Annotated in this window: 12 protein-coding genes; 3 read left to right on the forward strand and 9 right to left on the reverse strand. The window is 53.8% G+C overall.

Going from position 1 to position 13514, the window contains the following annotated elements; genetic code table 11:
* Window positions 1-100: 100 nt before the first annotated feature.
* A complete protein-coding gene (locus ACIPF8_RS23620; RefSeq protein WP_400426067.1) occupies window positions 101-1417 on the forward strand; it encodes an MFS transporter in 1317 nt (438 codons plus the stop codon).
* A gap of 105 nt (window positions 1418-1522) precedes the next feature.
* Entirely contained in the window at window positions 1523-2509 is a 987-nt protein-coding gene (locus tag ACIPF8_RS23625; protein ID WP_400426069.1) for a M14 family metallopeptidase, read from the forward strand.
* An 86-nt stretch (window positions 2510-2595) separates the two neighbouring features.
* Here ACIPF8_RS23625 and mmsB read toward each other — a convergent pair whose 3' ends face one another.
* From mmsB to ACIPF8_RS23640, 3 genes are all read right to left on the reverse strand, one after another.
* Window positions 2596-3489, reverse strand: coding sequence for a 3-hydroxyisobutyrate dehydrogenase (gene mmsB / locus ACIPF8_RS23630; protein ID WP_400426071.1), 894 nt, complete (start codon window positions 3487-3489; stop codon window positions 2596-2598).
* Between the two features lie 39 nt (window positions 3490-3528).
* A complete protein-coding gene (locus ACIPF8_RS23635; protein ID WP_400426073.1) occupies window positions 3529-5037 on the reverse strand; it encodes a CoA-acylating methylmalonate-semialdehyde dehydrogenase in 1509 nt (502 codons plus the stop codon).
* An 81-nt stretch (window positions 5038-5118) separates the two neighbouring features.
* A complete protein-coding gene (locus ACIPF8_RS23640; protein ID WP_400426089.1) occupies window positions 5119-6291 on the reverse strand; it encodes an ABC transporter substrate-binding protein in 1173 nt (390 codons plus the stop codon).
* A 224-nt stretch (window positions 6292-6515) separates the two neighbouring features.
* On the opposite strand from ACIPF8_RS23640, the gene ACIPF8_RS23645 reads away from it, so the two are divergent.
* Window positions 6516-7463: a LysR family transcriptional regulator gene (locus tag ACIPF8_RS23645; protein ID WP_400426091.1), complete on the forward strand. Its 948-nt coding sequence runs from the start codon at window positions 6516-6518 to the stop codon at window positions 7461-7463.
* Between the two features lie 1073 nt (window positions 7464-8536).
* Here ACIPF8_RS23645 and ACIPF8_RS23650 read toward each other — a convergent pair.
* The 6 genes from ACIPF8_RS23650 to ACIPF8_RS23675 all read right to left on the reverse strand — a co-directional run bounded on the left by ACIPF8_RS23650 (window position 8537) and on the right by ACIPF8_RS23675 (window position 13244).
* The gene (locus tag ACIPF8_RS23650; RefSeq protein WP_400426075.1) at window positions 8537-8803 is read right to left on the reverse strand and encodes a hypothetical protein; all 267 of its coding nucleotides are present in this window, start codon (window positions 8801-8803) and stop codon (window positions 8537-8539) included.
* Window positions 8804-9530: 727 nt separating this feature from the next.
* Window positions 9531-9932 carry a hypothetical protein gene (locus ACIPF8_RS23655; protein WP_400426077.1) on the reverse strand — a complete coding sequence of 134 codons (402 nt, stop codon included), beginning with the start codon at window positions 9930-9932 and terminating at the stop codon, window positions 9531-9533.
* 287 nt (window positions 9933-10219) lie between these two features.
* Window positions 10220-10555, reverse strand: a complete 336-nt coding sequence (locus tag ACIPF8_RS23660) for an ankyrin repeat domain-containing protein (RefSeq protein WP_400426079.1) — start codon at window positions 10553-10555, stop codon at window positions 10220-10222.
* Window positions 10556-11341: 786 nt separating this feature from the next.
* Window positions 11342-11689 (reverse strand): hypothetical protein, encoded by a 348-nt coding sequence (locus ACIPF8_RS23665; protein WP_400426081.1) that lies wholly within the window; start codon window positions 11687-11689, stop codon window positions 11342-11344.
* Window positions 11690-11856: 167 nt separating this feature from the next.
* Window positions 11857-12156 carry a hypothetical protein gene (locus ACIPF8_RS23670; RefSeq protein WP_400426083.1) on the reverse strand — a complete coding sequence of 100 codons (300 nt, stop codon included), beginning with the start codon at window positions 12154-12156 and terminating at the stop codon, window positions 11857-11859.
* A 668-nt stretch (window positions 12157-12824) separates the two neighbouring features.
* The gene (locus ACIPF8_RS23675) at window positions 12825-13244 is read right to left on the reverse strand and encodes a hypothetical protein (RefSeq protein ID WP_400426085.1); all 420 of its coding nucleotides are present in this window, start codon (window positions 13242-13244) and stop codon (window positions 12825-12827) included.
* Window positions 13245-13514 lie beyond the last annotated feature (270 nt).

Genomic DNA, 13514 nt, shown 5'->3' on the forward strand with positions numbered 1-13514 from the left:
GCTGACTGAACCCAGCACGTTTTGGATATCAAAAAATTTGCTTTCATCATGCGCTTTTGCGCGCGGTGAAATGCAATAACAACAATTCTGGAGCCATCGCATGTCATCACCGCCACGAGCATTAAACGCCTGCAGCCTGCCGATCAAAAAATCGCATAATCCCTGGAAAGAAATCTGTGCGGCCAGCATCGGCAATGCACTCGAATTCTATGATTTGCTGATCTACGGCTATTTCGCGGTGGTGATCGGTAAGCTGTTCTTCCCGGCGGCCGACGAAACCACTTCCCTGCTGCTCAGCGTCGGCACATTTGGAATTTCTTTCGTGATGCGTCCACTCGGCGCGATCGTCTTGGGTTCGTATGCAGACAAGGCCGGCCGCAAGGCATCGCTGACGGTGTCGATCTTTGTCATGATGGTTGGTACGGCGATGATCGCTTTTGCGCCGACCTATGCACAAATCGGCCTTGCCTCGCCGCTGATCGTTATCCTGGCGCGCATGCTGCAAGGTTTTTCTACCGGTGGCGAATTCGGTGCGGCAACTGCATTCATGGTTGAGCATGCTGACGCCAAGCGGCGCGGCTTCTTCGCCAGCTGGCAATTATCGACGCAGGGCCTGGCAACCGTGCTGGCGGCCGGTGTCAGCGCACTGCTCAGCTATACGCTGACAGAAACTCAATTGGATGATTGGGGCTGGCGGCTGGCATTCGGCGTCGGTTTGCTGATCGGACCGGTAGGCCTGTACATACGTAGCCAGATCGACGAGACGCCGGAGTTCAAGAAGATTGCTGAAGCCAAACCGGAAAAATCGCCATTGAAAGTTGTGCTGGTACGCGATCGCATCAATCTGCTGCTGGGCATAGGCGTGGTGTCGGGCGCCACCGCGTTCAACTATGTGCACAAGCTGTACATGCCAACCTACGCATTGAAACAATTGCATATCCCAGCGACCTCTTCATTTCTCAGCGCCATGGTGACCGGCGTTGTCCTGATGATCAGCGCGCCGGTGTTTGGCGCACTCTCGGATCGCTACGGACGCTTCCGCGTGCTGTCGATTGCCATGCTGACGATAACGTGCACCTCCTATCCGCTATTCCTGCTACTGACGACCTGGCCGACAGTCGGCACCTTGATGCTGGTGCAAGGCCTGGTTGGCCTGTTGATCGCGGCGTGCCTCGGCCCCATCCCGGCAATGCTGTCGGATATCTTCCCGACCAGCACCCGCGGCACCGGGCTGGCACTCAGCTATAACTTTTCAGTCACTTTATTCGGCGGCTTCGCACCGCTGATCGTCACCTGGATGATCGCCTTCACCGAGAGCAAACTGGCGCCGAGTTTCTATGTCATGGCAACGGCCCTGATCAGCATTATCGCGGTGCTCGCACTCGGTCGCCGCATGGCGCGCCGTGGCCCGGTCTGAATTTCACGACACGGCCATCCATACAATTCAACCCTTCCATTTCCTCCATGCCGGCCGGCTCATCCAGAGTGACGCCGCATGGATTTTCGAACAGGAGTAGCGTTTATGCAAACCTTGGAACAGATTCGTGCAAAGCTGCATGACTATCCGATCGAAGTAACTTTCCCCAACATCGCCGAATGGCAAGTCGGCAACACCGGCGTCGATTACGTCCACACTTTCGACAGTGGCGTAGCCGGCCCGCATGCCATGATCCTGGCGCTCACCCACGGCAATGAAGTCAGTGGCGCCATCACCGTAGACAAGCTGCTGCGCGCCGGATTGCGTCCGCTCAAAGGCCGCCTTACGCTCGCCTTCGGCAACGTCGAGGCCTATCGTCGCTTCGACAGTAGCGCCCCGGATGCGTCGCGTTTCATCGATGAAGACATGAACCGTGTCTGGGCCACAGAAAGGCTGGACAGCAGCGATGACTCGCAGGAATTGCGCCGGGCGCGAGCGCTGCGGCCGATCATCGACAGCGTGGATTTCCTGCTTGACCTGCACTCCATGCACGAAGAAGCGCCGCCGCTGATGCTCAGTGGCCCACTGGAAAAAGGCATCCGTTTTGCAACAGACATTGGCGTGCCCGAACACGTGATCGTCGATGCCGGCCACGCAAACGGTAAGCGGCTGCGCGACTACGACGCCTTCGGCGATCCGGCCAGTCCGAAGAATGCCTTGCTGATTGAGACCGGACAGCACTTTTCGATCCGCAGCAAGGATGTCGCGCTGGATGCCGCGTCCCGCTTCCTGATCCAGACCGGTGTGGTCGCGGCAGCTGATGTCGCCGATTTCATGCAGCGCGCCGCGCCTCCGGCACAGCATGTCTTCGAGGTGACGCAGCCGGTCATTGCGGACACCATGGATTTCGAATTCACGCAGGATTTTCGCGGCCTGGAATTGATTGCACGCGCCGGCACCGTGATTGCGCGCGATGGCGACAAGGAGATTGTCACGCCTTACGACGATTGCGTGATCATCATGCCGTCGCTACGCCATCTCGGCCCTGGCGTCACCGTCATGCGTTTGGCTCGCGTACTGAACAACTGGTAATGAAAAGGGCGCTGCGCCCTGCCCTTGTGATCGCACAAGGCAAGGGCGCAGCGCCCGCACAGTTCAAGACATCAAACTTTAGCTACTCACTCGGCCTTGGCCAGCATCTTGAAAATGCTGGAAAAATCCAGCCCGCCGGCGCCACTCTTGCTGTGGATGTCGTACAGGTTGCGCGCCAGCGCTCCGAGCGGAACACTGCTGCCGGTCGACAGAGAATTTTCCACCGCCAGCCCCAGATCCTTCAACATCAGATCGACGCCGAAACCGCCGCTGTAACCCTTCGACGCCGGTGCATTTTCCATCACGCCGGGACAAGGGTTATACACTTCCAACGCCCAGTTGCGGCCGGAACTCTTGGCCATGATTTCCGACAGCACCTTCGGATCCATGCCGTTCGCCATGCCCAGACGGATCGCTTCGGAAGTACCGATCATCAGTATCCCCAACAGCATGTTGTTGCACACCTTGACGGTCTGACCGCTACCGTTGCCGCCGGCATGGAAGATCGCCTTGCCCATCTTTTCCAGGTAAGGCTTGGCCAGCGCAAAACCTTCCTCCGATCCGCCCACCATGAAAGTCAGCGTACCGGCTGCAGCGCCGGCGGTGCCGCCTGACACTGGCGCATCAAGCATCGTGAAGCCCTTCTCGCGCGCCGCCGCGGCTACCTTGCGGGCAGCATCGGGAGCGATGGTCGAGCAGTCGATCAGCAAGGCGCCCGGTGCTGCCTGCGCCAGGATGCCGCTGGCGCCCAGATAAGCGCCTTCAACATGGCGGCTGGCCGGCAGCATCGTGATGATGACCTTGGCCGCCCCTAGCGCAGCCGCCAGATCCTGGCCGGTGCTGCCACCACCGGCCGCGAACTGTTCGACGCTGGCCGCCACCAGGTCATGGCCGCTGACTTGACAGCCGGCCTTGACCAGGTTCAGCGCCATCGGCAAACCCATGTGGCCGAGGCCGATAAAAACGATGTCGCTACTCATATGCAATCCTCTTCATTTGGCGTGGTTCGCGTTATTCGATCACTTCATCGAAATCGTCGTGTTGATGACACCACCATCGTCGTCCGGCGCAAACCAGCGCGCGGTCACGGTCTTGGTCTGGGTCCAGAACTGCACCGCCTGCTTGCCGTTCGGGCCGAGGTCGCCCAGTTTCGAGGCGCGCGAGCCGGTGAAGCTGAAGTACGCCACCGGCACCGGGATCGGTACGTTGATGCCGACCTGGCCGACGTCGATTTCGTTCTGGAACTTGCGAGCGGACCAGCCCGACGAAGTGAAGATCGAAGTGCCGTTGCCGTTCGGGTTAGCGTTGATGAAGGCAATTGCGTCATCCAGCGTTTCCAGTTCGACCACGCACATGGCCGGTCCAAAAATCTCTTGTGTATAGATATCCATTTCGGCGGTAACACCGGAGAAAATCGTCGGTCCGACAAAGTTCCCATCCGGATAACCTTCTACCTGGCAGTTGCGACCATCCAGCAGCAACTGCGCACCCTGCTCCACGCCGGTGCCGATCAGGCGTTCGGTACGAGTCTTGGCGGCCTTCGACACCATCGGTCCGAGGTCGGCCTTGCGGTCGCTGCCCGGGCCGATTTTCAGGCCGCGTGAACGCTCGACGATTTCCGGCAACCAGGAGCGTGCCTTACCGACCAGCAGCACCATCGAATTCGCCATGCAACGCTGACCGGCTGCGCCGAATGCCGCACCCAGCAAATTGTTGATAGCCTGGTCCTTGTTGGCGTCGGGCAGCACGATGCAATGGTTCTTGGCTCCCATCATGCACTGCGCACGCTTGCCCGATTCGCCGGCGCGGCGATAGATGTGGGTGCCGACGTGGGTCGAGCCGATGAACGAAATCGCCTTGATATCAGGATGGTCGCACAGCATGTTGGCGACTTCCGGGCCGCCATGCACCACGTTCAGCACACCTGGCGGCAAGCCGGCCTGCTGCGCCAGTTCAACCAGGAACAACGACGACGATGGATCTTGCTCGGAAGGCTTGAGGATGAAGGTATTGCCGCAGGCGACTGCGACCGGGAACATGAAGCAAGGCAGCATCACCGGGAAGTTGAACGCGGTAATGCCGGCGCCCACGCCGAGCGGCTGGTTAATGGTGTAGACATCGACGCCGGTAGCAACGTTTTCGGCCAGCTCGCCCAATTGCAGCGAGGTGATCGAACAGGCGTGCTCAACCACTTCCAGGCCGCGCATGACTTCGCCTTCGGCATCCGGCAGGGTCTTGCCGTGCTCGCGCGTAATCAGTTCGGCCAGCGGTGCGATGTTCTCGCGCAGCAGTTGCTGGAACTTGAGCATGATGCGCATGCGCTGCGCCAGCGAAGTATTACGCCAGGTGCGGAAAGTTTCCTTGGCGTTGGCTACCGCCAGGTCGACTTCGGCCTTGGTGGCGAACGGCACGCGCGCTACCACTTCCTGGGTTGCAGGATTCAGGATATCGCGCCATTCGGTGCTGGTCGACTGGACCGCTTTACCGCCGATATACAGCGGGACATTTGGGATATTAGTAGCTGACATGATGACTTCCTAAAACAGAAAAACAGTTAAAAATCGACAATGCCGGCGCGACGTACCAAGCAGCGCCCGGCACCGCCGGCATTACTTGGTCAACGAACAGGAGGCGTCCATTGGCTTGAAGGCTTGTTGCGCCGGAATCGTCGACAGCAGCTTCAGGTAATCCCATGGCGCTTTCGATTCGGCCGGCGTTTTCACTTGATACAGATACATGTCGTGGATCACCCGGCCATCAGGACGGATCGAGGCGTTACGCATCACGGCATCGTGAATCGGAATCTCGCGCATTTTTTGCGTGACGACTTTCCAATCGTGCGATTTGGTGGCGGCCGCTGCCTTCAGGTAGTGGTAGACGCTGGAGTACACGCCGGCATGCACCATGGTCGGCTTGTTGCCTTTGTTGAGCGCTTCAAAACGTTTCGAGAAAGCGCGCGTGTCGTTGTCGAAATCCCAGTAAAAGCCGTCGGTGTAAATCAAGCCCTGGGCATCGTTGAGACCGAGCGCGTGGACATCCGACAAGAACACCAGCAACGCCGCCAGGCGCTGGTTCTTGGTGCCGACGCCGAACGAACGCGCCGCCTTGATCGCATTGACCGTATCCTGGCCGCCATTAGCCAGGCCGATTACTTGTGCCTTGGAACTCTGGGCTTGCAGCAGGAAGGACGAGAAGTCGCTGGCATTCAACGGATGGCGAACCGAGCCGACCACGGTGCCGCCGAGGCTCTTGACCATATCGCCGGCATCCTTCTCCAGCGATTGGCCGAAGGCGTAATCGACGGTTACGAAGTACCAGGATTTCTGTCCCATCTTGGTCAGCGCGGCGGCTGCGCCAGCTGCCTGCGAGTAGGTATCGAACATCCAGTGGAAACCATTCGGCGCGCATTCGGCGTTGGTCAGCACGGTGGTGGCCGGACCGCTGTACATGGCGATGCCGCCCTTGTCGCGGATCAGCCGCTGCACTGCCAGCGCTACCGAGGAATTGGTCAGGTCGGCAATCGCATCCACCTTGTCGCGGTCGATCCATTCGCGCGCCTTGGAAGCGCCGATATCGGCCTTGTTTTGATGATCGGCAGTGAGCAGTTCGATTTTCATGCCCTTGCATTCAGCCTTCATGCAATCTTCGATCGCCATCTTGGCCGCCACCACCGAACCCGGGCCGCCCATCGCCGAATACGGCCCCGACATGTCGGTCAGAATGCCAACCTTGTAGACGTTGCTGTCCTGAGCCAGCGCCTGGCCGGCTCCCAGCAAACCCATTAACGAAAAGACCACGGCCGAACCACTCGCAAGCAGCATGCGCTTTGTCATTCTTGTCTCCTGTTTTGTGGGCTGGACGCAAAGACGCCCCACCCCACATCGTTTTTATAAAATTTTCTGTAGGGTCATTCTGCATGTGCATTATTATTGGAACAATAGGCAATATTCCACAATGGCTTTGCAATAATGCAAAGCAAGGAGACACAATGAAATCAACGAATGCCATGCTGGATTGGGACAACCTGCGCATCTTCCTGGAACTGACGCGCAGCCAGGGCCTGGTCGAGGCTGCCAAGAAACTGGGGATCGATCACTCCACCGTATCGCGCCGCATGCGCCGCTTCGAAGAGCAGGTCGGCAGCCAGTTATTCGAGCGCAATAACCAGGGCTACACCCTGACCGCCGAAGGGCATCGCCTGATCGAATACGCGGAGCGGGTGGAAAGCACGGTGTACGCCGCCGCAGAAGAACTCAGCGGTCACAACCGCCTGCTGTCGGGCCAGGTGCGGCTGGGCGCCACCGAAGGTTTTGGCACCTTTGTGCTGGCGCCGCACCTGGCGCATTTTTGCGCACGCCATCCGCACATCACAGTCGACCTGCTGCCGGTGCCGCGCTTCGTCAACCTGTCCAAGCGCGAAGCCGATATCGGCGTCACCATCGAACGCCCGCAAAGCGGCAACTACGTCGTCACCAAGCTGACCGACTACCTGCTCAAGCTGTACGCCACCCGCTCCTACCTGGAAAATCACGCACCGATCAGGACAGTGCAAGACCTCGCCAGCCATCCGTTCATCGGTTATGTTGACGACCTGGTGTTCAGCGAAGAACTGCGCTACAAGGACAACGTCGCGCCAACCGCATTCCGCGCCTTCCGCAGCACCAGCGTCATCGCCCAGTACACTGCCGCGCGCAGCGGCCAGGGCCTGGCGATCCTGCCCTGCTTCCTGGCCCAGCAAAGCGACGACCTGGTGCCGGTGCTGGATGGCCAGGTCGATATCCAGCGTGCATTCTGGTTAGTGGCGGCGACCGAAACCCGCAATGTCGCCCGGGTAGCCGCGCTGTGGCGCTACCTGCGCGAGGCGATTGAGCCTAATCGGGCATTCCTGATGGGTGAGTCGCGTGAGATGGTTTACTCGGCGGGAGCAGATCAAGTTCGATCTAGCTGGGCGTAACGGATTGGATGGTTGAGATACTTATGGTCGGCCGAAAGAGTGATCAATATAAGTATCTGCTAACGACCCGACAGGAACATTTTCCTGCCTTCAACAAGCCGCAGCTTGTGGGCGTTTTGAGCTAATCGCGAAAGGCTGAAAGCGACCCTTTGCGGTCTTTCAGATTTCTCAAAAGCAGTCATTTCGATGTGTTCCCGCTATCCGATTTGATCGCTACGTTATTGACTACCCCTGATTGCGATCCTGACTTACGGCCGCGCCACAAGAAAAATGTGCATGCAACGAACAGTAGGCAAAAGACCAAGAATAGACTGCCCCAGAAATTGAGGTTTCTCTGCGCTCTCCCTCCCGTGAACAAGCTTGCGGCTTGTAGAATTCCGCAGAAACAATACAAGGCCGCGGGAATGCTGAGACAGAGCGTGATCCACGTAAGTCGACGTTTCATAATGTTATGGTGGAGGTGGATAACGATTGTGACAGCGCTTCCCGCCGCGCCCATTGGAACAGGTCAGAAAAATCATCGAAGCAAGTCTCACACACCCATCGATATCCATCTAGTGTTGAATAGCCTTCATGTAGCGCGTCCGGAATATCGTTACCCATAAATTTGGCAAAGCAAAACTCACAATGATCGTGATCATTGTGAGTTTTGCTTTGCCCATACCGACTCCAAATCAATACGACGTCTTTGAGATAGGTCGCCTGATTAGTAAGCCGCCAATCGTTCGGTTCTCGCATGGTTTCTATTTTACCGTCGAGCAAATTGCCGCGCAAAAAAAGGTAACAACAAATAGGTGGGTGGCACCATACTGCCAAAAAAGTACCAAGGAAACATCAGACTAGGCACAGCCTCGAAGGTCCGCACCTGCAAGGCTCCGGAAAAGCTATATTTACTCACTCATCCTCAAATTGTACAAATTCCCGAGTGTGGACATCCCTGATGAAAAAGGAATCTTACCATCCCCGTTCATTTGGAATATCACTGACCTATTGATTGCGAAAACAGATTAATGATGTTTTACCCAGAACCTTATAGCACCATCGAAGATGTAGGGTAGTCGCGATTGCCGGCACTATGAGAATTCGCGTTCATGATGAATTATTGCCTCATCAAGCGAATCAAACCATGAGCAACGTTCACGCGGCGGAACCTCAATAAAGAGCACAGCGAATTGCCTTGCGAATTCATTTGCCGGATACCCATCTAAGGGCAATCGAAAAAAATCCGCGCTTTGAACAGCAAATTTACCATTTTGCAAATCGTTCAGGCACGAATATCGGACAGCCGACGCATTATCTATCCGCTTCCAAATCATAATTTCTTTAAAAAATTCACTCATAACGAGGGATGCCTACAAGATTCGAATACTACCTATTAGACAAGTTGGTATCGCGCACGACAGTCCGCTTTTGGCCGATTTGAGCCGGCCGCTACAGGTCGATTTCGCTCCAAAGCAGATTATGATTTCTTTTCCACAACACCACGCGAGCACGAATCAGAAGACACCGGCATCCCCCTTCTCGAACGCACTTCGCCAGGCACGATACCCTTCCAACTCCGAGTCATTAACTGCAGCATGACCGACCAATGTCTGCCTTGCAGCTGCCTCTGGTGCACGGTTCGGTACGTGACCAAGTTTAACTGTCCACTTCCCTGCCAGCACCCCAGTACGGGCTTGCTCGAACGAGGAGAACTCATCCTCACCGTACGCGGCACTGACGATTAGAAGGTAATCGTCCTCTGTCAGAACGAAGTTTTTCCCTTGGATGTTGATGGACGAGTTCTTACCGATATTAAATCGATCAACCTTTAGGATTTTGTTGACTGAGAATTTGCCGTTGCTGTGTCCGCTGACCAGAAGATCGCCTTCCTTGAATGGAAATTGCTTGTACTCTGGGGGAAAAAATTACCGGCTTTCACTGACATAATAGTAAGGAGAAGAGTGATAAAAGTGAGAAGACGCATAAATTGGATGTTTAACAATGAGTACGTTCGACGGGATGCGGCATGAGCAATCGTCCGGTTTTGGCCGCATTGCGACGTTCATTTGTCATTCGATTTGAGCTTTACGAACTTGTCAGTGTTTCCGTCTTATCACGCCATGCAATCGACGCGGGAAGTTCACGGCCATTAAAAACCGCCAGAAACGCGTCTAGCACCATCGGAGCCATAAACCATTCATCCGCCAATAACTGTATTTCGCCACCTCCAAAAACCAAGATTGTGCCATCGGGATAGACCTTGCTCGGCGTATTGTGATATCCGCGGTAATGTCGATTCTTGAAGACATCACGATGTTCCACCATGCACGTAACGCCACCGCCGGCAACCTGCAAGTAATTCCCACGGACATCAGTTAGCGATGTAAATGATGAAGGGCCGTAACTTCGCAGCGCCAAAATCGCGGAACGAACCTGAGCCTCGCTAGCATTTTCAACTGGGCGCTTTTTCTCAACCTCTAGCCGCATTATTTATTGACCTCCCGATTACCTCATCGCCGACCTGCGGCAATAATAGATTTTCAAAATAGTATCAGATTGGTCAAACGCTCGACCGTCCGGATTTGGCCGAAGTGAGTCATGCGCGAAAGGTAGGCGTCGACCCAAAGCGGAAATTGGCGATACCAGAAAGCGGTCATTAGAGTCAACGGGTGTAGCGTGGCTTTCTATCGTTGTGATGAACAAGGTCAACGCAACGGGCCACCCAGCTCAGTCTCCAGGTGTCGGCATCCGATCCTCAAACGCGTCCCGCCTGCTTACTGGCCGGGTAATTTTCCAAATTCATTCTCAATTTCTGTCGAGGCACCATGGGCCAAAAGGAAGTCAACTACACGCTGGTGCTTACCGCCATACGCATAGTGCAGAGCGGTAGAACCCATGTCTCCTTTTTGATTTACATTCATCCCAGCGTCAACTAACAAGGTGATTGTATTCACATCACCACGCTGGGCCGCGATGTGCATAAAGTTATCCCCGTTGGAATCGACATAAGTAAGTGGATCAATCGGATCAGTTGGGTCGCTTGATTCATAGTTAATCAAGTAATCGTATTTATTCTGCAATTCCGCGATTGCTTCATCGTTTAGTTTCATGGACATTTACACCTCGGTGTATTTTTAATTTTTGTTTCTCAATTTCTGACAGAATTTTGCGGCCGAAAAATGACTTCGGGGTGAATTATCGTCAGATTAGTGGACACTTTCGATCGCCGGCAGTTGGCCGAATCGCATCGGTCACGAGCGAAGATGTGCAACTTCCTGACTAAGAAACGATGCCCTCAAATACGCCAATAGTTGCTTTGATTTTTCATTCTTTGCGTAAGCCGATTCGAGAACAATTTGTATGGCCGCTGGCCCAAATTTTCTTACGACCTTGCAGTAATCCTCCGTCTCACGCGGGCAAAATTGGAGATTTAACAATTGCAATGTTTTCGCTATCAACCCTGACCTTTCAGATACGGATACGAGCTCAATTCGCTGCTTGAGAGCCCTGGCAATTCCGCTCTTTATTAGTTTTCCGAACGGAAGATGTGGATCTCCAGCGATTATTAGGCATCCAATTTTTATGGCTTCTTTGTCTCCGCCCTTGATGAGCTGGATAATGTTATCGCATACACGGGAAATGCGAATACCCGGATGAGTAATTATTGGTATCGACTCGTAGGAAGACAATTCCAGTTCAAGGAATTGCTCTAAGTTCTCAAGACTCTCGATATGTATCATCGGCCTAATTTGGCAAGTGGTGAATACGCACAACTGAATCGTCATCAGTTTGACAGACACATTCTACCGTCCGCAATTGGCCGATATCAGACAGCGCCTTTAGCAGTCATTGGTGAATGACTGCTGAGGCCGATCTTCGCCTTTGTGATCTTTGGCCTATGCCCATTCTGTGACCCACGAAAAGCTGATTACTGGCTTTAATTGTAACGAGAAAAAACCAATACCCGGTTGCTGAAATTTGAGAAATAGGACTTCTCTTTGGGCGTTGGACTCTAGGCTCCAATCGACCACGCCCTTCAAGTTAAAATCTGCGCGAAGCGTACTGTTTTGCCACCACCTGAAAGATATCTCACCGTCACCAGGTGCAATGATGGCGACTATCCGGTCACAGTTGCGAAGCGACACAAATTTCGCGCCGTAATACCACCCCACCTCAGGGTTGAGTATCTCGGGCTCAGCTTCAAAAAAACCTAGGTAGTCAGTGAATTCAGGACGATCTGACATAGAGTTCTAACGAATATGCAGTAAAAGAGGGGGGCGTCCAGCGTGTCGCAAGTCAAATATCATAGCCGCATTAAAGGACTGCAATTGGCCGCATGTAGCCGGCTCATTCCTGCATTGTTAGTTAGAACACGATATATATCGCCCAATTGTAAGTCTTGCTCATTACACTAAATACCCGCGACTTCGCGAAAACCCTTGGCCCAGAAAGCCCCATCTCTGGAATACGATGAGGCGAATTCCACTTCGTAGTTCGCGTTACCCCAATGACGATCCGTGATATCAGTCACAGTACATTCGCATCCAAACGGCATAGGTATGCTAAAACCACTTTGGCCATCTGTGACAATTGCAGTTAACTCAATCCAATTGCTGTCGCCCAAACAAAGTACTGCCCGATCAATACGTTGGGCATGATGATCAATTTCCAAATACAGCTTTGACAAACAACCACCAGCGATTTTAGTCATATAGAGATTCCGGAATTTCTAGCGCTGGTCGAAACCCCATTTCGGCTTCCAAACACCAGCCCCCTACAATTCTTCTAAGCACATCCATACCAAGTCACAGGATCGCCATCAATTTGGCGAACACTATCGACCATCCGCAATTGGCCGTCAACGGCCAGCTACAAAAAAAATCTCAACACACCGGCCCATAGAGTGCCAAATATCGTTGCACCAACGAGCCAGCAGAGCATTCGCTTGGAAACTATCCAATATCGAGCCCTTTCTTCAGGGTCCACAAACCAGGTTTGATTGAATCGATTGTCTCGTCCGATCACTAAATATAAGACCGGGACGAAGAGAAATATAATCGCCATACAAAGCATCAGAACATTATTTTGAAGCGTTGATAGCTGCCTTTGATCCATCCAGTGCTCCAATGGAACGAATCCAAATGCGGCCCAGGCACCTGCCAGTACAGCGGTCTTTTGTGTTGGTACTAGTTCTATATTGGTCATATAAAAATAATTGAAGTACGCTGGCGTGCAAAAATTATAAACGCGATAATTTATTCGCCGAGTACTCCAGAGTCGGCTCTTGGCCGAATTCGGCCGCATAGTTCGGGTTCACATCCAACACACCACGAGCAAGCAAGTCGGCGTCGCCTTCAGAACTACCAAAATTGGCCAATATTAACTGAGGTACTCCACGATTTCTTTATCATCCTGAACCATGTGGTCAGTGATGTGGAATACGTCATTAATCCACTCATGTGCGAGCGCCTCTTTGCGATCAAGTATCCGGCCTAAGAAGGTCACGTGGCTCCAAGGGGAGTCTACCGCATCAACCAAACCAACTTGGAAATTGTCACCATTCACCCAAATCTGGAATGGGAACGCCAACCTGGCTTCAGGGGCGACCTCGTCGCTGCCCCACTCGCCTAAGCTGATAATGCCGCTGAGACGCTTCTCGCTGTGCCCATGCGTATATTGTGCGTAGTAGACGGCGAACGCATCGTCACCTTTGTATACAAATCGTGTCAGTCTGACTGTCGTATTTTGGCAGCAATTACAGACTGACTCAGTCGGCTCCTCAAATTCAATTCTTAGCATCGATGCATTCTCAACGTGGTGGCATATTCAAAAATGTCATACCCGATAAATGACCAAACAAAGAACGAACAATAACTACTGGCTGATTGCGGCCTTAATTAGCACGACCATTTACCGGGCATTGAGGGGCCTATCGTTGTCCTCGTTTCTTGGCCAGTTTCGACGAAATTAAGTACGTGCTGCAGCGCCATCTCAAGTTCATCTTGGTTGCACCAATATTCATCCATCGTGCCAAAACTGGTGTAATGAGAACGATTGAACCCGTCTTCA

Source organism: Collimonas sp. NPDC087041 (assembly GCF_044745265.1).
Classification (GTDB): domain Bacteria; phylum Pseudomonadota; class Gammaproteobacteria; order Burkholderiales; family Burkholderiaceae_D; genus Collimonas.

Bases quoted from the DNA above. Each gene is read 5' to 3' on its own strand.
- ACIPF8_RS23620 (WP_400426067.1), top strand. From the start codon at position 101: ATGTCATCACCGCCACGAGCATTAAACGCCTGCAGCCTGCCGATCAAA.
- ACIPF8_RS23625 (WP_400426069.1), top strand. From the start codon at position 1,523: ATGCAAACCTTGGAACAGATTCGTGCAAAGCTGCATGACTATCCGATC.
- mmsB (WP_400426071.1), bottom strand. From the start codon at position 3,489: ATGAGTAGCGACATCGTTTTTATCGGCCTCGGCCACATGGGTTTGCCG.
- ACIPF8_RS23635 (WP_400426073.1), bottom strand. From the start codon at position 5,037: ATGTCAGCTACTAATATCCCAAATGTCCCGCTGTATATCGGCGGTAAA.
- ACIPF8_RS23640 (WP_400426089.1), bottom strand. From the start codon at position 6,291: ATGGGTTTGCTGGGAGCCGGCCAGGCGCTGGCTCAGGACAGCAACGTC.
- ACIPF8_RS23645 (WP_400426091.1), top strand. From the start codon at position 6,516: ATGCTGGATTGGGACAACCTGCGCATCTTCCTGGAACTGACGCGCAGC.
- ACIPF8_RS23650 (WP_400426075.1), bottom strand. From the start codon at position 8,803: ATGAGTGAATTTTTTAAAGAAATTATGATTTGGAAGCGGATAGATAAT.
- ACIPF8_RS23655 (WP_400426077.1), bottom strand. From the start codon at position 9,932: ATGCGGCTAGAGGTTGAGAAAAAGCGCCCAGTTGAAAATGCTAGCGAG.
- ACIPF8_RS23660 (WP_400426079.1), bottom strand. From the start codon at position 10,555: ATGAAACTAAACGATGAAGCAATCGCGGAATTGCAGAATAAATACGAT.
- ACIPF8_RS23665 (WP_400426081.1), bottom strand. From the start codon at position 11,689: ATGTCAGATCGTCCTGAATTCACTGACTACCTAGGTTTTTTTGAAGCT.
- ACIPF8_RS23670 (WP_400426083.1), bottom strand. From the start codon at position 12,156: ATGACTAAAATCGCTGGTGGTTGTTTGTCAAAGCTGTATTTGGAAATT.
- ACIPF8_RS23675 (WP_400426085.1), bottom strand. From the start codon at position 13,244: ATGCTAAGAATTGAATTTGAGGAGCCGACTGAGTCAGTCTGTAATTGC.